This is a genomic window from Streptomyces sp. NPDC047982, assembly GCF_043204165.1.
GTDB lineage: Bacteria > Actinomycetota > Actinomycetes > Streptomycetales > Streptomycetaceae > Streptomyces.
In genome coordinates, this window is the sequence record NZ_JBIDBS010000026.1 from 22667 (window position 1) to 43244 (window position 20578).

Here is a 20578-nt window from a genome sequence, read left to right on the forward strand (position 1 = left end):
CGGGACGGGCCGCACCGGGCGCCGGACGGGGCCGCGGCCGGGCGTCACGCCCGCCGGGCCGCGGCGGATCCGCGCCCGCCGCGGCCCTGGCATGTCTCGGCCGCCCCGGTCCCGTCGCCCCCGTCGGCGCAAGCGGTCTCCGCGGTACGGCGCGGGCCTCGTTCGCGTCACCGTGGCCATGTCTTCCGACGGATTTCACCGAAGGACACGGCCACGGCCCCGGTGGGGACGTCTGACACGGGACTTGAAGCGACTCCGGAGGTGGGGTTCCGAAGCGGCTGGGCTCCGGGACGAGGCCCGGAGGTGGGGGGACGAGCGGCCACCCGGGTCAGCGGGTGATCACGACCCTGCCCGCCGGGAAGCCGGGCGGGCAAGGGACTTGAGCTGGTTCTGAGCTTCCGGAGGGTGGCTCTGACCTGCTGCTCCTCCACTCCTTGTACGCCTTGTCCCCGTACGTCTCGCGACCGTTTCCCGCGGCCGGGCCGCCCGTGCGCGGTCACCGCGTGCGGTCACTGCTTCTGGTTCGCCGGGGGACCTGCGGGCTGCGGGCCCTTGAAGCCGATGTCCTGGTAGTGGGGCGTCCCGAAGCCGAAGGCTCCGATGTTCGCCAGCCTCTTGTCGGTCGCCACGAGCTGCGGCCGTTGGTAGAGGGGGATCGAGCCCGCGGCGGCCCAGATCCTGGCGTCCGCCTCGTTCATCAGGTCCCGGGCGGCCCCCTCGTCGAGCTCGGAGACCGCCTGCTCGAAGAGCTGGTCGATGTGGTCCGTGCCGACGCGGGTGTAGTTCTGCTCGACCAGCAGCGAACCATCACCGGCGGGCACCGGCTTGGCGTAGATCGGACGGTTGTCGGTCGCCGGGTAGGCGGTGGCGGGCCAGGAGTAGAGCGCCAGGTCGTAGTCGCCCGCGGCGATGTGGTCCCGGAAGTAGCTGTCGTCGGAGACCCTGGTGATCGACGTGCCGATGCCGATCGAGTCGAGCATCGCCGCGATCTTGTTGCCGACCGCGCGCAACGGCTCCGACCCGGGCCCGGACGGCAGGACGAAGCGCAGGTTCAGCGGCTGGCCGTCCTTGCCGAGCGGGCCGCGTCCGGTCTCCGGGGCCGGGGCGGCGGTCCCGGCGGGGGCGTAGGCACCGGCCGCGCCGCCGGGCCGCTGGTCCTGGGTGGCGATCTCGGGGGTGCCGGCTGCGGCCAGGTGCCCGGCCTGCCGCAGGAGGGCGGCGCTGTGGGCCGCGGCGACGGGGGCGGGGGCGAGGATCCGGAGGCCGGTGGCGGTTCCGTCCGCGTCGCCGGGTTTGCCGTCGTCCCCCACGATGTGCGGGCCGTCGGCGGCGACGCCGTGGCCACCGTTCTTGCCGTCGTTGCCGGTCCTGCCCTCGTCGCCGTCATTGCCGGTCTTGCCGTCGGTCCGGCCGCCGTCGCCGTGGCCGCCGTTCTTGTGGTTCTTCTCGGCCTCGCTGCCCGCCTTCGCGCTGCCCGGCTTCTTGATCGCGCCCTCGCGGGTCCAGCCCGCGTCGGCCAGCAGGGCCTGCGCCTCCTCCTTGTCCTCGCCGCCGAGCGCGGCGCTGCCGTCCTTGTAGCCGGGCTGTCCCGCCAGGGCGACGTGACTGCCGAGCGGTACGGCGGGCAGACCGAGCGGTTTGAGCACGGTGTCGACGAGCTCCTGCCGGTTCAGGGCCCGGGCGACCGCACGCCGCACCCGCTCGTCGGAGAGAGGCCCGGACCCGCCGTTGAGGGCGAGCTGCGTGTACGCGGGCTCCAGCGACTTGCGGACGGCGTACGCGCGCAGCCCGTTCTGCTCGGCCGCATACGCCTCCGCGGCGGCCCGGGCCTTCTCCCTGGCCGCCCGTGCGGCGGTCGCCTCCGCCTCGTCCGAGCCGTGTGCCATGGCCCAGGAACGCATCGCGGCGGCCGGGCCGTCGGCGGCGTCGGGCCCCTGGGCGAGGGGCTGTCCGTTCGGACCGTTGCCCCCGGCCGCCTGCGCGACCCGGTGCGCGGCGGCGGCGTCGACATCGGCGACCTCGACCCTGTGCTCGGTCAGGGCCTGGACGCGGTCCTTCGGCGCGACGGCGCGGAAGACGAGTGATTCGAGTTTGGCGGGCCTCCCCCACCAGCGCGGTTCACGGACGAGCGTGACCTCGCCCGCCTTCGTGTCCACACCGCTCAGCCGGAATGGTCCGGCCGTGACCGTGAGAGCGGTCCGGGCGCCGTCGTTGAACGCGTTCGGGGCGCCGGTCACCTCCTTCGGGTACAGCGGGGAGAAGAGCGAGCGCCAGTCCGCGTACGGCTTGGCGAAGGTGACCCGGACCTCCAGGTCGTCGGCGCCGCGCTCGATCTTCCGGATGCGGTCGTACCCGGCGTTGCGCGCGGTCCAATACGCCGTGTTCCCGCCGCTCAGTGCCTGCCACTGGGCGACGAAGTCGGGTGTCCCGATCTTTCGGCCGTTGCTCCACACCGCCTTCTGGTTGAGTTTGTAGCGCACCACCTGCCGGGGCTCGCGCTCGATCACCTTCGCGGACTCCAGATAGTCCGGGTCGGGCTGCGGCCTGCCCCGGGCGTCCAGCGGAAAGAGGGTCGGCAGCAGGGCGCCGGTGACGCGGGTGGTGGAGCCGTCGGCGTCGGCCTGGAACACGTTGAAAGTGGCAGGAACGGAGTCGATCGCCCAGTGGACCGTGCCCCCGGCGGCGACCGCGCCCCGGCCCGCGGCCGCGATGTCCTGGGGGACGGCGGCCGTCTCCGAACCGCTGTCGTCGGTGGTGCACGCGGCCAGTACGGGGAGCGTCAGCACACCCGTCGCGAGGAGCGCGAGCGAACGGCGCTTACGGGCCGTCCCCCGCGGGACGCCGACGTGGTACATGGCTGATACCTCCGGGGCCGGCCCGGCCCCGCACCGAGACGGGCCGGATTGTGCGTTTTTGATGACATATGCAGTTGATCGCACTGTTTCCGCCCACCCACTGAAAGCGCACACACGCGTGAGGCGGCGCCGACACGGCGCGGAACTCCCCGAAGCTCACCCGCGCAGCGCAACACTCCTTGTGGCGGTCAGCCCCCGACCGGCCCTGTCGATTCTTGGGATGCCCTTGCCCCTCGCATGGCCCGCGATCTAGGGTGAATGCGCTTTCAACCAGGGACGGTACGTGCGGCGGCAGGCGCGTGCGGGCGGAAGAGGGAACGGACGGACGGTCGAGTGAGCGCCCCAACGGTGTACGACGTGGCCGAGCGGTCGGGGGTCTCCATTGCCACGGTCTCCCGGGTCTACCGCACCCCCGATTCGGTACGTGCACAGACTCGTGAGCGGGTCCTCGAAGCCGCCCGCCAGCTCGGCTACGTACCGAGTGGGAACGCCCGGGCCCTGGCCAGCCGGACCACCGGTGTGCTCGGTCTCTGCTTCCCCGACATGGCCGACCCCGACGCCGAGGCCGACGCGGAGGCGGACAGCGACGCCGACGACGCGGTGATGCTCTATTCCGACCAGATCATCCGCGGCATGGAGCGGGCGGCGCGCCGGCACGGATACGCGCTCTTGATCGCCGCGTCGATGGAGGGCGGCCGGGAGAGCGTCGCGAAGGTGGCGGGCCGGGTCGACGGGTTCGCCGTACTGGCGCGGACCGTGCCGACCGAGGACCTCGAAGTGATCTCGCGGCGGGTGCCGGTGGTGATGCTCGCCGGGCCGCGCGAGATCGACCATCTCGACCACATCGTCGTCGCGAACGCCGACGGGGAGCGTGAACTGGCCCGTCACCTGATCGAGGACCACGGGCTGCGCAGGCTCGCCTTCGTCGGTGGCGAGGCCGAGTCGCCGGACGCCGGGGCCAGGTTCCGGGGTTTCCGGGAGGCGTGCCGCGACGCCGGGCTCCCGGTGCCGGACGCGCCGGACCTGCGGGCCGAGATGATGACCCAGGCGGAGGGCGCGCGGACCGCCGAGGCGCTGCTGGACCGGGAGGGCGAGCGACCCGAGGCCATGCTGTTCGCCAACGACCAGATGGCGGTGGGTGCGCTGCGGGCGCTGGAGCGGCGCGGGGTGCGGGTGCCGGAGGACGTCGCGGTGACCGGGTTCGACGGCATTCCGCTGAGCCGGATCGTCCGCCCGGCACTGACGACCGTACGCCAGCCGATCCGCCAACTCGGCGAGCAGGCAGTCGAGTTGCTGGTGCAGCGGCTGGGAGACAACGAGCGCGAACCGGTCTCGCTGATGCTGCCGGTCTCCGTGGTCCACCGCGCGAGCTGCGGCTGCGGCTGACCGGTACCACCACCGCCGCCGTCACCGGTACGGCGCGGGCGTCGGCCCGGGACACGGCGCGGGAGCGTCGGCTTCCGGCGAGGCGCGACCGACGGCCTTCCGACTGATACGGCTGACACGGCTGATACGGCGCAGGAGCGCCGGCTTCCGACGAGGCGCGCGACCGACAGCATTCCCCCGATGCGAGGCGCGGTCCTCGGCCGGTCCGACCGGTACGGCGCGAGGGCCTCGGGCACCCGGAGCGGCGGCCCACGGCCCGCGACCGCGCCCGATGCGGCGCACTCCCACCGGACCAGCCCGAGGACCCACCGGACCAGCCCGCGACCGCGCCCGATGCGGCGCGCTCCCACGGACCGGCCCGAGGATCCCACCGGACCGGCCCGGGCACCCGCCCACCGGACCGGCCCGCCGAGGCCCCCCACCGGACCGGCGCCGCCGTCACGCCGCCGTCACGCCTTCAGGTGCGCCCCGAAGAACCGCCGCCGGGCCGCGTACAGCTCCTCCGTCTCCGCCGCTCGCCCCGGGTGGTCGAAGTGCCCCGCGTCCAGCACCTGAAGTTCGCGCTCACCGGGCAGGGCGTTGTACACGGCGAACTGCCCCGGCGGCGGCACCGACGGGTCGAAGAGCGCCGCCGCCACCAGCACCGGCAGCTCCAGCCGGGCCGCGGCCGTGGCGGCGTCGAAGTACCGCAGCACCTCGATGACCTCCGGGTGCGTGCGGTGGTACCCGCGTACCGCCTCCCCGCTCCCCGCGCAGGGCAGGGTGAGCCGCAGCGGGTGGTTGCCGAACGTGGGCACCGTCAGCTGCCCGGCCCCGAACCGGTCGTCCCACGGCAGGGCCAGCGCGCCGAGCCCGCCGCCGAAGCTCTCGCCGAGGTAGCCGAGCCGCGGACCGCCCGCCCCGGGGTCCGTCTCCGGGACCAGTTCGTTCAGCGCCGACGCGGCGCACCACAGGTCCGCCACGCAGTCGCCGATGACGTAGGTGTCGCGCGAGGCGATGCCGTGCAGGACGTGCCGGGCGGAGGTGTCCGGTACGCCCTCCTGCAGGCCGCGCGCGGTCAGGCCCCGGACGCACGGCAGGATCGCCGCCGACCGGGGCAGCGGCAGCGGCACGTCGGGGCCGGGCTCCGCGCGACCGCCGTACCCGTGCCCGATGACGAATCCATGCTCGGCCGACACCCCCTCGGCGGGCAGCGCGACCCAGCCGCCGAGCCGCACCCCGCCGACCGACGTGAACGTGACCCCGTGGATCCGTACGCCGTCGCGTTCCTCCTCCAGCGGGCCCAGCTCCGGTTCCGTGGCGACCTCGCGCGCCTGCGCGTACCGGTCGCGCCAGAAGGCGTCGAAGTCGTCCGGGGCGACGGCGGGGGCCGGGACGTGGAGCAGGTCGTCGAGCGTGCGCCCGTAAGTCGGGTCGAAGGGAAAGTCGTGTTCGAACGAAGACATGGTCACGACACTAACGAAGTCACGATCACACCCACCCCCACAGCCGGTTACCCGTTATACGCAATCCGTCATATTCATCGGCCAAATTGGTCACATGATTACCAATTTCACAAACAGTGCATCTAACGTGCCAAGTCGAACGCCCGGAGGTCCGGCGCGTTGGAGGAGTGTGACGTAGCACCCTCTTGCGGAATCCCGAATTCCTGCCGCAGAGTGATGTATGCGCTTACAGGCAGCGCATACATCCGGATTGCTCAAGGAGGAGCCCTCCATGCCCCGCACCACCAGAACCGCCCTGGTCGGGATCTCGGTCGCCGCCGCGCTCACCTTCGGCCTCACCGCGTGCGGCAGTTCCGGTGGCGACGACGTCGCGGCGGACGAGAAGCAGACGATCACCGTGTGGGCCATGGGCGCCGAGGGCGAGAAGCTCACGGATGTGGCCAAGGAGTACACCAAGGCCAACCCGAACGTGACCGTGAAGGTGACCCCGGTCGGCTGGGACGTCGCCCATCAGAAGCTGGTCTCCGCCGCTGCCGCCGGCACCTTGCCGGACGTGGCCCAGATGGGCGGCAGTTACATGGGCGAGTTCGCCGAACTCGGCGTCCTGGAGCCGGTCGACACCAAGAAGTTCGACGAGAAGGACTTCTTCCCGGCGGGCTGGAAGCAGGGCGAGGTGGACGGTCAGGCGTACGGCGTGCCGTGGTACGTCGACACCCGCGTCCTCTACTACCGCACCGACCTGGCCGAGAAGGCCGGTGTCACCAAGGCCCCGACCAACTGGAAGGAGATGCAGGACCTCGCCACGGCCTACCAGAAGAAGGCCGGCACCAAGTGGGGCCTGTCCATCCAGCCGAGCGGCCTGGACACGGTGCAGAACTTCTACTCCTTCCTCTACTCCGCCGGCGGCGAGATCATCGATGACAAGGGCAAGGTCGTCATCGACAGCCCCGAGGCCGTCAAGGCGCTGAAGGAGTACGGCTCCTACTTCGACAAGGGCCTGTCCAACAAGTCCGTGCCGCCCGGCTACGACGTGGTGAAGGACTTCGGCAACGGCCGCGTTCCGATGTTCTTCGGCGGCCCCTGGCACGTCACGCTGCTGAACGAGGGTCAGCCGCAGATCGAGGGCAAGTGGGCGGTGGCGAACGTGCCCGCCGACAAGTCCTCCGTCTCCATGGCCGGCGGTTCCTCCCTGGTGATCTCCAAGGACAGCGAGCACAAGGCCGCCGCCACGGAGTTCATCAAGTACCTGACCGACACCAAGGGCCAGGCCGACTGGTACAAGCGCACCAAGGACCTGCCGGCCAACACCTCCGCCTGGTCCTCCGGCGACCTCGCCGGCGACGCCACCCTCCAGGTCTTCAAGAAGCAGATGGACACGGCCAAGGCATCGCCCTCGCTGCCCAACTGGACCGAGATCACCGACAAGGTCGACCAGGCCATCACCAAGGTCACCCAGGGCAAGGCGTCCGCCGAGGACGCGCTGAAGACGGCCCAGTCCGAAATCGAAGGTCTCGTGAAGTAGAAGACATGCGCACCATGACCTCAAAGGCCGCGGAGTCGGCCACGGTGCAGGCCGGGCCGGGGACCTCCGGGTCCCCGGCCACCGGGCCCGCGGGTCGCCGGGGCGGCAGGAAACGGTCGATGAACGTGCAGAACCTGGCCGGCTGGCTGTTCTCCACGCCCTTCCTGATCCTGTTCCTCGTCTTCATGGCGTTCCCGATCCTCGCGACGCTGGCGATGAGCTTCACCGACTTCGGGCTGCGCAACGTCACGCACCCGTGGGACGCGGAGTTCGTCGGCTTCGACAATTACGTCCGGCTGTTCAGCGACGACAAGTTCCTCACGTCGCTGTTCAACACGGCGTACTTCGTGGTGATCGGGGTCCCCCTGACGATCTTCCTGGGGCTGGTCGTCGCCGTACTGCTGAACAACGGCATCGACCGGGCCCGGACCTTCTTCCGCGTCGGCTTCTACGCCCCGGTGGTCACGACCATCGTCGCCGTCGCCGTGGTCTGGCGGTTCGTGCTCGATCCGGTCGACGGACTCGTCGCGGGCCTCTTCTCCGAGGTGGGTCTCACCGCGCCCGACTTCCTGGGCTCCGAGAAGCTCGCCATGCCCTCGATGATCGCGATGGCGGTCTGGCGCAACCTCGGTACGGTCATGGTGCTCTTCATCGCCGGTCTGCAAGCCATCCCCGCCGAGGTGCGGGAGGCGGCGAGACTGGACGGGGCAAGTGTCTGGCAGGAGTTCAGGGGCATCACCGTGCCCCTGCTGCGGCCCACGCTGCTCTACGCCACGGTGATCACCACCATCGGCTACCTCAACGTCTTCGAGGAGCCGTTCGTGATGACCCAGGGCGGTCCCTCGGACTCCACGCTCACCGTCTCGCTGAACATGTACCGCGAGGGCTTCAACTTCTTCCACATGGGCTACGCGAGTGCCATGGCGTATGTCCTTTTCGTCGTGATCATGGGCATCACGGTGCTACAGCTCCGACTGCTGAAGGACAACACGAAATGAGCGCCACCAGTGCACCGGGCGCCGCTGCGACGGCGCCGGAGAAGAGGTCCGGGGGCTCGCTGCCGTCGGGGTCCGGGGGCTCACGGCGGTCGGCCGGTACGGGCCGGGCGGGCGGCCTTGGGCGCGTCCTCGTCTACGTCCTGCTCTCCGTCGGCCTGCTGGTCATGTCGGCGCCGTTCCTCTGGATGGCGGTCTCCGCCTTCAAGACGCCGCAGGACCTGACGGCCAGCCCGCCGGTGTGGATCCCGACCGAGTGGACCCTGGACAACTTCCGGGACCTGCTCGACAAGCTCGATCTGCCGCTGTACTTCATGAACTCGGTGATCGTGGCGGTGCTGGTCACCGTCTCGAACCTGGTGTTCTGCTCGATGCTCGGCTACGCCCTGGCCAAGCTGAACTTCGCCGGACGCAACAAGATCTTCGGGCTGGTCCTCGGCGCCCTGATGGTGCCGGGCAACCTGATGCTGCTGCCCCTGTTCGTGCTGATGAGCAAGCTCCAGCTGATCGACTCGTACGCCGGTCTGGTGCTGCCGTTCGCGGCCGGGGCGTTCGGGGTCTTCCTGATGCGGCAGTTCATGCAGTCGATCCCGGACGAGTTGCTGGAAGCGGCCCGGATGGACGGCGCCGGGGAGTGGTACATCTTCTGGCGGATCGTCATGCCGCTGGTGAAGCCCGCCCTGGCGACGCTCTCGATCTTCACGTTCCTGGGCTCCTGGAACAACTTCGTCTGGCCGCTCATCGCGACCAACGACCCCGACAAGTACACCCTGCCGGTCGCGCTGGCCACCTTCGCCACCGACCCCAACAAGGCGGGCGGCTCCAACGGCGTGCTGATGGCCGGTTCGTTCCTGATCGTGCTGCCGGTCCTGGTCGTCTTCATCGCGCTCCAGCGGCACTTCACCCAGGGCATCGCCACGGCAGGCATGAAGTAACGACCTGGGGGCGATAGGGAGCCCGCTCCCTGTCGGTCCCCAGGTCGTAACGGCCCGCGCCACGGGCTCGCCTCTGGCGAAAGCCGCTGCGCAGAGGCCGCCCGGACGGGCTCCTCCGGGCGCCCGGACCCGGTTCGCGCAACGGCCCCACGGGGCCGGTTCGTGAGCCCGTCCCACGGGCCCGGTCCACGAGACCGGCCGCCCCCCACCGAAACGTACGAGGCCGCGTACCACACCCCACGCCGGCCACACCCCTTTCACGCACCAGAAGGACATTCCGCGATGACTCACACCCAGGTCCCCTTCCCCGAAGGCTTCCTGTGGGGCGCCTCCACCGCCGCCCACCAGATCGAGGGAAACAACACCAACTGCGACTGGTGGGTCAAGGAACACGCCGCGGGCACCCACATCCAGGAGCCCAGCCTGGACGCCTGCGACAGCTACCACCGCTGGCGCGAGGACATGGACGCGCTGGCCTCCCTGGGCTTCACCGACTACCGGTTCTCCATCGAGTGGGCGCGCATCGAGCCCGCCGAGGGCCGCTTCTCCCGCGCCGAACTCGCCCACTACCGCCGCATGGTCGAGGGCGCCCTCGAACGCGGCCTGCGCCCCATGATCACGCTGCACCACTTCACCGTGCCGCAGTGGTTCGAGGCGCGGGGCGGCTGGACCGCCGAGGGCGCGGTCGAGCTCTTCGCCCGTTACGTCGCGGCCTGCGCACCGGTGATCGCCGAGGGCGTCACGCACGTCTGCACCATCAACGAACCGAACATGATCGCCGTCATGGCGGGCCAGGCCAAGCGCGGCGACAACAGCTTCCCGCCCGCCGGGCTGCCGACCCCCGACGACGAGACCACCCGGGTCGTCATCGCCGCGCACCACGCGGCCGTCAAGGAGGTCCGGGCCATCGCCCCCGGCATCCAGGTCGGCTGGACCATCGCCAACCAGGTCTACCAGGCCCTGCCCGGCGCCGAGGAGATCACCGCGGCCTACCGGCACCCCCGCGAGGACGTCTTCATCGAGGCCGCCCGCGGCGACGACTGGATCGGTGTGCAGTCCTACACCCGGACCAAGATCGGCCCCGAGGGCCCGATCCCGACGCCGGACGACGCGGAGCGCACCCTCACCCAGTGGGAGTACTACCCGTCGGCCGTCGGCCACGCGCTGCGCCACACCGCCGAGGTCATCGGCAAGGACATGCCGCTGATCGTCACCGAGAACGGCATCGCGACCGAGGACGACGACCGCCGGATCGACTACTACACCGGCGCGCTGAACGAGGTCGCCCGTGGCCTGGAGGACGGCCTGAACATCAAGGGCTACCTGGCGTGGAGCGCGCTCGACAACTACGAGTGGGGCTCCTACAAGCCGGCCTTCGGCCTGATCGGCTGGGACCCGGAGACCTTCGAGCGGCTGCCCAAGCCGTCCGCCCGCTGGCTGGGCGAGATGGGTCGCACGCGCGCCCTGCCGCGCATCGCCGACTGACCACCGGCCCCGCCGATCCCTCTCGGCCCCACCAGCCGACCTCGGCACCGCCGACCGAGGTCGGCCCCGGACCGGGAGCGAACTGACGACGCTCCCGCCCGTACGGGACCCCGGAGGCACCTGACGGCCGCCCGGTTCCCGTACGACCCCGCCCGTGCGGGCGACGCGCGTGTCCAGCCCCGCCGACGCGCGTCGCCCGCGCGGTTGCCGTACGCGCCACGGCGCCCCGCTGCCGCCCCCGCGGCGTTCACGAACGGTGTGGTGACCCCGCACGCCTCGTTCCTCGCCCTGCCCTGCGCGCCGGACGAGGCGATCGCCAACCTGCGGGCGCTCGACCGCGACTTCGGCGCCTACCACCCCGGATACGGGTTCAGGGACTCCGTCAACGTGGGCACCGGGCGGGTCAGCGACTACATGCTCGCCCTCGAGCAGGGGATGACCGCCGCGGCACTGGCCCAGGCGCTGCGTCCGGGTCTGCTGCGAAGGCCGTTCCGGACGGGCGGTTTCCGGTCGCGGGTGCGTCCGCTGCTCGCCAAGGAGCGCTTCTCCATCTGACCGCAGGTCCGGCCTCGTCCGGACCTCGGACGGCGCCGCCGTGCCCGGTGCGGGGGCACCGTCGTACCCGGTGCGGGGGCGCCGTCCGACGGGTCGCGGGGCCCTTCGCCCGGTCGCGGGCGACAGAGAGTGGACATAGCCTCGCAAAGGTGACGCCACTCGCGAGCCGTAGCCGAATATCCGGGCTCTTCGGACGCTCCGGACCGGGCGGAGCCCCGCTCATCGCGCTGTCGGCGGTGTACGGGCCGGCCCTCCCCCGTACGGCGCACGCCGCCGCCCCCGCCGTCCCGGGCCCCGGGACCGTCGATCACGGCGGGGCGAGCGCCGTGGACCTGATCGTGCCGCTGGCCGTCCTCGTCGGCACCGCGGCGACCGCCGCTCGCGCACGCGTGCTGCGCCGGCGGCGCGCCGTCACCCGCACCACCCCCGGGACGTCCGGCCGACGGCCGGACGCAGGGCCGCGCCACCGGTGCCGTGACCGGCGGCTCCCGCACCACCCCTGAACGGCCGCCGTGCGGGTCCCCGTGCCGGCCGGTCCGTTCGGTGCACGCCCGGTTCACCGCGTGGTCGCATCACCACGCGCCCGGTTCACCACGTGGCCGCATCACCACGCGCCCGGCTCAGTACATGCTGAGCAGTTGTTCCAGCGTGGGCTCGGCGGCCGGTGCCCCGTCGGGCAGTGCCAACTCGAACCAGACGGTCTTGCCGCGCGGCGTCCGCCTGGACCCCCAGCCCGCACTCAGCATCCCGACCAACTGCAGCCCGCGCCCGCCCTCGTCGGTGTCGCGCGCCCGCCGCCGTCGCGGCTGGACCAGGCCCGCGTCCCACACCTCGCACACGAGCGTGCGGTCGAGCAGCAGCCGGATCCGGATCTCGCCCTCGCCGTACCGCAGGGCGTTGGTGACCAGTTCGCTGACCAGCAGTTCGGTGGTGTCCACCAGCTCGGCGAGGTCCCAGGAGAGCAGTTGTTCACGGGCCAGTTCGCGGGCGCGGCCGACGGAGCGGGGCTCGCGAGGCAGCCGCCAGTCGCCGACGGCGTCGACCGGAAGTCCACGGACGCGGGCCATGAGCAGGGCGATGTCGTCCTCGCCGTGCCGGGTGTCGAGAGTGGCCAGGACGTGGTCGCAGACGTCCTCCAGCGGCCGCTGCGGTGCGACGAGCGCGTCGCGCAGGGCCTTGAGCCCCTCGTCGAGCGGATGGTCCCGGGACTCCACGAGACCGTCCGTGTAGAGGGCGAGCAGGGCGCCCTCCTTCAGTTCGACCTCGACCTCCTCGAAGGGTTCGCCGCCGACACCGAGCGGCATCCCCGGCGGCACGTCGAGCATGACGGCCCGTTGGCCCGGCTCGACCACGGCCGGGGGGAGGTGACCGGCGTTCGCGAAGGTGCACCGTCGGGCGACCGGGTCGTAGACCGCGTACACACACGTCGCCAGGTACACCTCGGAGAGGTCCGCCTCACGGGACTTGTGGGCGGCCCGCGAGGGCCACTGGGCGCCGCCGCCGGAACCCCCGGGGAAGGCGCCGGTCGCGCGGCCGGGAGTGCCGAGCCCCCGCGCGACCTCGTCGAGCGCGGCGAGCACCTCGGCCGGCTCCAGGTCCAGCAGGGCCAAGGTCCGCACGGCGGTGCGCAGTTCGCCCATGGCCACGGCGGCGCGCAGGCCGCGCCCCATGACGTCGCCGACGACGAGGGCGGTGCGGTGGCCGGGGAGTTCGATCACGTCGAACCAGTCGCCGCCCACCTCGGTGGCGGTGTTGCCGGGGAGGTACCGGCAGGCGATGTCGAGACCGGCGGCCTCGGGGTCGCCGGGCGGCAGCAGGCTGCGCTGGAGGATCAACGCCCGCTCGTGCTCGCGCCGGTAGAGACGTGCGTTGTCGATACAGACCGCGGCGCGGGCGGCCAGTTCGACGGCCAGCGCCCGGTCCCTTTCGCCGAAGGGCTCGCTGCCCTTGGCGCGGGAGAACTGGACGAGGCCGACCACCGTGTCCTGGGCGACCATCGGCACGGCCAGGGTCGACTGGACGAAGCCCCGGTCGTCTCCGGGGACGTCCTCCACGTGCCCGGTGCGCAACGCGACGGCGCAGGGCGAGTGGTACGGGAACCGGTGCACGGCACCGAGCGCGGGCGGGTCGCCACCGGGGGCGGGTGCGGTCCGGTCCGCCGTCGTGGCGGGCAGTGCGTCCGACACGGCGCTGGCGAAGGCGACGCGGCGCAGTTCGGCGGAGCCGCCGACGGACTCCTGACGGAGCGAGTCCCAACTCCCGGGCGGTGCGTCGTCGCCGGTCAGCAGGCCCTGGTAGAGGTCGACGGAGGCGAGGTCGCAGAAACCCGGCACGGCGACGCCGAGGAGTTCGCGGGCGGTGGTCTCCAGGTCGAGGGAGTTGCCGATGCGGGCGCTGGCCTCGTTGAGCAGGGCGAGGTTGCGGCGGGCGCTGGCCGCCTCACGGGCCGCGAAATGACGTGCCGTCACGTCCGTGGCGAGTCCGGCGATCCCGACCGGCCGGCCCGAACCACCGTGCACGCGGTAGAGGTTCATCGACCAGTACCGGCGGTCCGGGGCTCCGGGGGCATGGCCGACGAGCTGGAGGTCGGTGACGGACGTACCGGTCTCCAACACCCGCTTCAGGGTGGCGGTGAGACGGTCCGCCTCGGTGCGGGTGAGGTAGTCGTCGACGGTGCGCCCCCGGTGGTCCTCGGCCCTGCCACCGAAGACGGCGGCGAAGCGCTCGTTGGCGCGCACCACCGCGAGGTCCGTGCCGAACAGTACGAAAGCGAAAGGAGATTGGCCGAATATGGCCTGTGACGCGGCAAGGTCAGTCTCGATACGGCGCAGGGCGCGGACGTCCACGACGATGCAGACCGCGGCCCGTTCCCCGGTCTTTGTCTCACTCGGCATCACGTAGAGCTCGGCGAGCCCGCGCACGCCCCGCTCCCCCGGTATCCGGAAGGGGACGAGACCCGTCCACTCCCTGCCGTCGAGGATCTCGCCGACCCGGCGGTGGCCGTCCCGCCGCAGCTCGGCGGGCATGAACGCCTCGACCGGGTCCATGCCCACCGCGACGTCCGCGGCGATGCCGAACAGGTCGGCGGCCCGTCGGCTCCACTGCTCGATCAGGCCATCGGCGCCGATCGAGAAAGAGGCGACTCTGATGTAGTCATAGATCGAGCCGGGCGGACTGTTCTGCCACACGATGCCGCCCGCCGTCCCAGGTATTTCGCTCACGCGACCGTCCCCTCCAGCTCACACACCGGACCGGTCCTGACCGCAGTATTCAGCACTCCGGCCCCGACCGACACGGCGTTCACGATCACAGCACGGTCTCAGTCCATTTCAGACAGGTTCTGCCCGACCTTCGGTGATCGCCGTTCGCGTCGTCCCACCCCACTCCTAACCAGGCAGCGCCAGCTCGAACCACACGGTCTTGCCGGTCCTTCCGCGCCTGATCCCCCAGCGACGGGCGGAGCACGCCACCAGCTGCAGCCCCCTGCCGCCCTCGTCATCGGGCCCCGCCGCACGTTCGGTCGGCGGATCCGGAAGCGGATCGGAGACCTCCACGAGCAGTCCGGGATGGCCGGAGGCGGAATCGCCGTTGGGACGGGAGCGCCGCAAGCGCACGCCGATGGGACCCGATGTGTACTGCAAGGAGTTGGTGACCAACTCGCTGACCAGCAGAAGCGTCACATCCCCTACGACCGCGTCAAGCCCCCAGCGGCGCAACGCCTCATAGACGGCGTGCCGCGCGGTGCGCACCGCGCCGGGCACAGCGGGAAAGGTCCACTCCGCGCAGTCGCCTTCGGTGTCGATCACGCCGATCACTTCCCAAGACCAGCATCGGGTACGCCCTGCTTACGCGGGATAATCAGTTCATACCCGCCATTCGGGGCGAACTATCGCTGCGATCGACACGTGGGGCGTACGGGTGTATGACCCCGCACACGAACAGATGTGCGCAGAGAGAGGGGCGCACAGGAAGAGCGCCGCGCGCCGGAACGGCAGGAACCGGCGCCGACCCGCCGCCCGACTCCACGTCAGCGGCGCACGCCCCCGTGGCCGGCCCGCGCTCCCGGTCAGCGGGGCCCGGCGGCCGGGAGCGCCACGATGTCACATGTCGGCGGGGGCGCCGTCCGGCAGGCATCGCACCGCCGCCGCGACGGCGGGCAGGTCCTGGTCCAGCCAGTCGACCGCGTCGATCTCGTCGGGCCCGAGCCAGCGCAGTTCGTCATGGTCCTGGAGCGGCGCGGGCTCACCGGACACCAGCCGCGCCGTCCACACCCGGAGCACGTATCCCGGCTTCAGCGGCCACTCACCGGGAACGCGTTCCAGCGGGCGTGTCTCCACGCCGAGTTCCTCGCGGAGTTCCCGTACCAGCGCCTGTTCGCCGGTCTCCCCCGGCTCCAGCTTCCCTCCCGGCAACTCCCAGCGGCCGGCCAGCTCGGGCGGGGCGCTGCGGCGCGCGGCCAGCAGGCGGCCCCGGTCGAAGACGGCTCCGGCCACCACTACACGATCGTCCATGAGCCGGAGCGTAACGCCGGGCGCGGGAGCGGCGGGCGGCCAGGTGCGCCTACGGGCGGCCCCGCACGAGACCCGCCCCGCCCCGCCCCACGACCGGGGCTCCACCACCGGCCTCCCGCTGCGGCCGGCCCCTCACCGCGACCGGGCGGCATCGCGGGCGGATACGTCACTGCGGCCGGGCGGCGCCTCGGGGGGGCATTTCACCACGGTCGAGCGGCGCCTTGCGGCGGCGCGTCACGGACGGATGCGCCGACCGGCGCGCTCCACCCAATAGAGCTGCTCATGGCCGTGGATCTCCAGCTTGTCGGCCATCTCCTGAGCCTCGCCGCGCGTGGCGTATCTGCCGACCCGATAGCGATTGCCGTTGTCGTCCTGCCGTATCACGAGCCAAGGGAGCTCGGCACCACTGTCGGTCATCGCACCCCTCCCCCACATCGCGCCCCTCCCGCGAACGGCTCGCATGTCTTTAAGGATCCCCAGGAAACCGCACTACGCATATGCCGGAGCCTACGCCAGACCTTTACTCAACGGATACGTAATTTCACAAAGAGGTACCGATCCGGCCAAGGAAAGAGGGGCGCGTCCCTCGGATGCGCCCCTCCGACGACCCGGACCGGCCGTACGGCCCCTCGGCCGGCCCCCACCGGTCGCCAGGGCATGACGATCAAGGTCGGCAGAGGCCGCTCGCCGGTCAAGGAACCCGGCTCGCCGGTGGCTCGGCGAGGGGCCGCCCCCTCCGCGCGCCGCTCACCTGACCGGGAGATGGTAGGCGACCCGGAAACGGTCTGCGGGCACCACCACGTCCGCCGTCTCGACCGGGCGTCCCGACGCGTAGAACGTGCGCTCGATCACCATCACGACATGGCCCGGAACGCCACCGAGCGCCAGGAGCTCCTCCGCCAGCCCCGGGCGCGCGCCGACCTGCTCCACCACGTTGTCCACGACGACATCGATCGCGGCCATCCGCTCGACCACCCCGCAGCCGCCCAACGGCCCCTCCTCCGGCAGCATCACGGGCGTACGTCCCGTCAGCGTGAGCGGCTCCCAGGACGTGGAGAGCATCATCGGCTCTCCGGCCTCACGGAAGGTGTAACTCGTACGCATCACCCGGTCGCCCGGCTCGATGCCCAGCCGCTCGGCGACGGGACCGGACGCCCCCTCCTGCTCACTACGGGACTCCCACGTCCCTCGCGCCCCGTCCGCCGTCTGTTCCTGACGGAACGAACTGGCCCCGGAAACAGGCCGGTACCCGGAGCGGGCGATCCGGCGCGGGACCGGCTGCTCCCGCACATACGTACCAGAACCGGAGCGGCCCTCGACCAGCCCCTCGGCCATCAGCACCTTGCGCGCCTCCAGCGCGACCGTGTCCGACACCCCGTACTCCTCGCGGATACGGGCCTGGGACGGCAGGCGCGTACGCGGCGGCAGCGAACCATTGACGATCTTCTCTCTCAGATCGCTCGCAACACGCAAATAAGCGGGCTGCTCACCGAAAGTCACAGGACTCTCCCAACAGGTTGACGGTCTGCAACAGACTGACAACGGTCGGTTGCCCACCGCAAGCAAAGGCCAGAGATTCACTCGAAGTGATGATCCGTCGGAGTGGCGCGCATGGCGCGGTCCGCATGCAGGGAGAAACCGTACATGCGTCCGCACATCATGCATCTGCGCAAGGTGCGAGGGGCAGCCGCGGCAGCGACCACCCCTCACGTCTCCCCGACCCTGCTCATGCCCCCGCGGCTCGACGGTCCGCGGAGCCACCCGCCGGGCGAGTCGTCGGCCGAACCGCCGGCCGGGCCGCCCGGGGACCCGCCGGACCGGTCGGCGGACGAGCCGTCATCAGAACTGCAGACCCCAGGAGTTGATCCGCCCGGTGTCGCCCGCCGCGCTGTCGGTGACGCGCAGCTTCCAGGTGCCGTTGGCCACCTCGGACGAGGCGTCCACCGAGTAACTGGTGACCACGTCGTCGCTGCTGCCGCCGGTTCCGCTCGCCTTCAGGTTGTAGACCGAGCCGTCGGGCGCGACCAGATCGATCTTCAGGTCGCCGATCCAGGTGTGCGTGATGTTGACGGGCACGCTCAGCGTGGCCGGCGCGTTCCCGCTGACACCGGAGACCGTGACGGGCGACTCGACGGTGGATTTATCACGGATGGTGTAGACGGTCGTGTTCTCGAACTTCGGCCCCGGCGGGTTCGTGGTGCCGCTCCCGACGTTCAGCAGCCGGTTCGGGGAGCCCGTGCCCGGGTTCGTCACCACTCCGGTGCCGGCCGCGGCGACGAGTCCGGCGGAGACCTGTGCGGGGCTCTCGCCCGGGTGGTCGGCCAGGTAGAGGGCGGCCGCACCGGCGACGTGCGGGGTCGCCATCGATGTGCCGGAGATCGTGTTGGTGGCGCTGTCACTGCTGTTCCACGCCGAGGTGATCGACGATCCCGGCGCGAAGATGTCCAGCACGCTGCCGTAGTTGGAGAAGCTGGAGCGGGCGTCCGTGCTGGTCGTGGAGCCGACCGTGATGGCCTCGGTGACGCGCGCGGGGGACCGGGTGGAGGCGTCCGTCGACTCGTTGCCCGCGGCCACCGCGTAGGTGACGCCGGAGGCGATGGACTTGCGCACGGCGGCGTCGAGCACGGTGTCCGCCCCGCCGCCCAGGCTCATGTTGGCGACGGCCGGCTTGACGGCGTTCGCCGTCACCCAGTCGATGCCCGCGACCACCTGGTCGGTCGTGCCGGAGCCGCTGTTGTCGAGGACCCGGACGCCGACGATCTTCGCCTTCTTGGCCACACCGTACGACGAGCCCCCGACGGTGGCGGCCACGTGCGTGCCGTGACCGTGGCCGTCCTGCGCGGTGTTGTCGTTGTCGATGGCGTCGTAGCCGTACGAGGCCCGGCCGCCGAAGTCGTTGTGGGTGATCCGGACACCGGTGTCGATGATGTAGGCGGTGACACCCTCGCCGGCCTTGTCCGGATAGGTGTAACTCTGGTTCAGCGGAAGGTTCTTCTGGTCGATCCGGTCCAGCCCCCACGAGGGCGGCGAGGGCTGCGTACCGGTGACCCTGAAGGTCCGGTTCTGCACGACGGACTCGACGGCCGGGTCCGCGGCGAGCTTCTTCGCCCGTTCCTCCGAGAGCTCCACCGCGTAACCGTTGAGGGCCGCGTGGTAGGTCCGCTTGATCTTCGCGCCGTACTCCCTGGCGAGGGCCCTGCCCTCCGCCGAGCCGGCGTCGGCCGCCGACTCGTCGAGCGTGACGATGTAGCTGCCGCTGATGGCGCCCGGGGCACCCGCGTTCTCGATCGGGCCTTCCGCCGCCGGACCGGCCGCGGCGGCGGGGAACGCCGCCGCGGTGGAGAGCGCGAGGGCCGCACCGGCTATGACGCTCGCGGCGGCGGCTCTTCGCCAGGCGTGGGGGGTGTGACGCATCACTGACATCTGAGGGATCCTCCTCGATTGCGGTGCGCTGGTGGGGGTCCACGGGTCATGGAGGTGAAGGCGGATCAGGGCCGGGCGGAGCGAGCCGAGTGGGGCTCAATATCATGTGCATGACAATCGCACGTTGCGGATACCGCGCCACCCAAGGCCCGGCCGACAGCGAAAGGTTGACCGATCCTTGGGATTCGCACAAGGGTGCGTTGACGCATGCCGTGCCTTCGCCATTCAGCCGCCCTGCACCTGACACGCTGACGGACATGACTTCCTACCTCTGCCCGCGGGACGGCACCCGCGCCGACACGACCGCGCTGACCTGGTGTTGCACGGTCTGCCGCGGCCCCTGGGACCTCGACTTCGAGCCTGCGGGGCCGCTCTGCCTCAACTCCCTGTCCGGACGCGTGAATTCACTGTGGCGTTACGAGGAGGCGCTGCCCCTCTCCTCCCCCACGACCAGCCTCGGCGAGGGCCGCACCCCGCTCGTCCCGCTCACCGGGTCGGTGTCGGCCAAGCTCGACTATCTGATGCCGACGCTCTCCTTCAAGGACCGCGGCGCGGTGATGCTCGCCGAACTCGCCCGGCGTCTGGCGCCCGGGCGGGTCGTCGCGGACAGCAGTGGCAACGCGGGCACGGCCGTCGCCGCGTACTGCGCCCGCGCCTCGCTCCCCTGCACGGTGTACGTCCCCGAGGGCACTTCGCCCAAGAAGACCGAGCAGATCCGGGCGCACGGCGCCCGCCTGGAGATCGTCCCCGGCGACCGCGAGGCCACCGCGCGGGTGGCCCGCGCCGCCGCCGACGCCCCTGGCACCTTCTACGCCTCGCACGTCTTCAACCCGTATTTCCTGCACGGCACGAAGACCTATGTGTACGAACTGTGGGAGGACCTCGGCGGCCGTCTGCCGGACGCCCTCGCCGTACCGGTCGGCAACGGCACCCTCCTCCTCGGCGCCGCCCTCGCCGCCGCCGAACTCCACGCCCAGGGGCTGATCGACGAACGCCCCGCGCTGATCGCCGTCCAGGCAGCGGCCGTGTCGCCGCTGGCCACCGCCTTCCACGCCGGCGCCGACGACCTCCTCGACACCCCGGCCGGCACGGCCGCGCCGGCCGCGCCGGCCGCGCCGGCCGCGCCGAGCCTCGCGGAGGGCATCGCCATCCCGCGCCCGCCACGCGCCCGCGCCGTCCTGGCGGCAGTGCGCGCATCGGGCGGCACCTTCCTCACAGTGAACGAGGACCAGATCCGCTCGGCCCAACTGGACCTGGCCGCCCGAGGGTTCTACGTGGAGACGACGGGCGTCGCCTGCTGGGCGGCGGTCCGTGACCGCACGGACCGCGAGATCGTCGTACCGCTGTGCGGCGCCGGCCTGAAGACGGGCCTCGCCCCCTGAGACCCGGGGCCCGGCCTCGCCCCCCTGAGCCACGGGGGCCGGCCTCACCCCCTGGCCCCGGGGCCGGGCCTCGCACCCCGACAC

General features: G+C 71.6%; 15 protein-coding genes and 1 pseudogene. 8 read left to right on the top strand and 8 right to left on the bottom strand.

Going from position 1 to position 20578, the window contains the following annotated elements; translation table 11 throughout:
• Positions 1-509 precede the first annotated feature (509 nt).
• Complete coding sequence (locus ACGF2V_RS27010) at positions 510-2855, bottom strand: ABC transporter family substrate-binding protein (RefSeq protein ID WP_362709684.1); 2346 nt, start codon at positions 2853-2855, stop codon at positions 510-512.
• 333 nt (positions 2856-3188) lie between these two features.
• On the opposite strand from ACGF2V_RS27010, the gene ACGF2V_RS27015 reads away from it, so the two are divergent.
• Positions 3189-4241 carry a LacI family DNA-binding transcriptional regulator gene (locus tag ACGF2V_RS27015; RefSeq protein WP_362709682.1) on the top strand — a complete coding sequence of 351 codons (1053 nt, stop codon included), beginning with the start codon at positions 3189-3191 and terminating at the stop codon, positions 4239-4241.
• A gap of 449 nt (positions 4242-4690) precedes the next feature.
• On the opposite strand, the gene ACGF2V_RS27020 is transcribed toward ACGF2V_RS27015, so the two are convergent.
• Positions 4691-5686 (bottom strand): acetylxylan esterase, encoded by a 996-nt coding sequence (locus tag ACGF2V_RS27020; RefSeq protein ID WP_362625419.1) that lies wholly within the window; start codon positions 5684-5686, stop codon positions 4691-4693.
• 271 nt (positions 5687-5957) lie between these two features.
• Here ACGF2V_RS27020 and ACGF2V_RS27025 point away from each other — a divergent pair, with 271 nt between their 5' ends.
• From ACGF2V_RS27025 to ACGF2V_RS27050, 6 genes and pseudogenes are all read left to right on the top strand, one after another.
• Positions 5958-7208, top strand: a complete 1251-nt coding sequence (locus ACGF2V_RS27025; protein WP_362709680.1) for a sugar ABC transporter substrate-binding protein — start codon at positions 5958-5960, stop codon at positions 7206-7208.
• 5 nt (positions 7209-7213) lie between these two features.
• Positions 7214-8206 (top strand): sugar ABC transporter permease, encoded by a 993-nt coding sequence (locus ACGF2V_RS27030; RefSeq protein ID WP_362625415.1) that lies wholly within the window; start codon positions 7214-7216, stop codon positions 8204-8206.
• A complete protein-coding gene (locus ACGF2V_RS27035; RefSeq protein WP_362625413.1) occupies positions 8203-9138 on the top strand; it encodes a carbohydrate ABC transporter permease in 936 nt (311 codons plus the stop codon). The genes ACGF2V_RS27030 and ACGF2V_RS27035 overlap by 4 nt, the downstream gene beginning before the upstream one ends.
• A 282-nt stretch (positions 9139-9420) precedes the next feature.
• Entirely contained in the window at positions 9421-10623 is a 1203-nt protein-coding gene (locus ACGF2V_RS27040; protein WP_362709678.1) for a family 1 glycosylhydrolase, read from the top strand.
• Positions 10624-10834: 211 nt separating this feature from the next.
• Positions 10835-11178: pseudogene (locus ACGF2V_RS27045) on the top strand (glucoamylase family protein); the annotation flags it as partial.
• Between the two features lie 149 nt (positions 11179-11327).
• Positions 11328-11681, top strand: a complete 354-nt coding sequence (locus tag ACGF2V_RS27050) for a hypothetical protein (RefSeq protein ID WP_362625409.1) — start codon at positions 11328-11330, stop codon at positions 11679-11681.
• 117 nt (positions 11682-11798) lie between these two features.
• On the opposite strand, the gene ACGF2V_RS27055 is transcribed toward ACGF2V_RS27050, so the two are convergent.
• From ACGF2V_RS27055 to ACGF2V_RS27080, 6 genes are all read right to left on the bottom strand, one after another.
• Positions 11799-14366, bottom strand: a complete 2568-nt coding sequence (locus ACGF2V_RS27055; protein ID WP_362625458.1) for a SpoIIE family protein phosphatase — start codon at positions 14364-14366, stop codon at positions 11799-11801.
• Between the two features lie 198 nt (positions 14367-14564).
• Complete coding sequence (locus ACGF2V_RS27060) at positions 14565-14993, bottom strand: ATP-binding protein (protein WP_362625407.1); 429 nt, start codon at positions 14991-14993, stop codon at positions 14565-14567.
• Between the two features lie 285 nt (positions 14994-15278).
• Positions 15279-15689 (bottom strand): (deoxy)nucleoside triphosphate pyrophosphohydrolase, encoded by a 411-nt coding sequence (locus tag ACGF2V_RS27065; protein ID WP_362709676.1) that lies wholly within the window; start codon positions 15687-15689, stop codon positions 15279-15281.
• Positions 15690-15923: 234 nt separating this feature from the next.
• Positions 15924-16106 (bottom strand): SPOR domain-containing protein, encoded by a 183-nt coding sequence (locus tag ACGF2V_RS27070; RefSeq protein WP_362625403.1) that lies wholly within the window; start codon positions 16104-16106, stop codon positions 15924-15926.
• A 330-nt stretch (positions 16107-16436) separates the two neighbouring features.
• Complete coding sequence (locus ACGF2V_RS27075; RefSeq protein ID WP_362625401.1) at positions 16437-17189, bottom strand: GntR family transcriptional regulator; 753 nt, start codon at positions 17187-17189, stop codon at positions 16437-16439.
• A 339-nt stretch (positions 17190-17528) separates the two neighbouring features.
• Positions 17529-19112, bottom strand: a complete 1584-nt coding sequence (locus ACGF2V_RS27080; protein WP_362709672.1) for a S8 family peptidase — start codon at positions 19110-19112, stop codon at positions 17529-17531.
• A 257-nt stretch (positions 19113-19369) separates the two neighbouring features.
• On the opposite strand from ACGF2V_RS27080, the gene ACGF2V_RS27085 reads away from it, so the two are divergent.
• Positions 19370-20494, top strand: coding sequence for a pyridoxal-phosphate dependent enzyme (locus ACGF2V_RS27085; protein WP_362709670.1), 1125 nt, complete (start codon positions 19370-19372; stop codon positions 20492-20494).
• Positions 20495-20578: the final 84 nt, after the last annotated feature.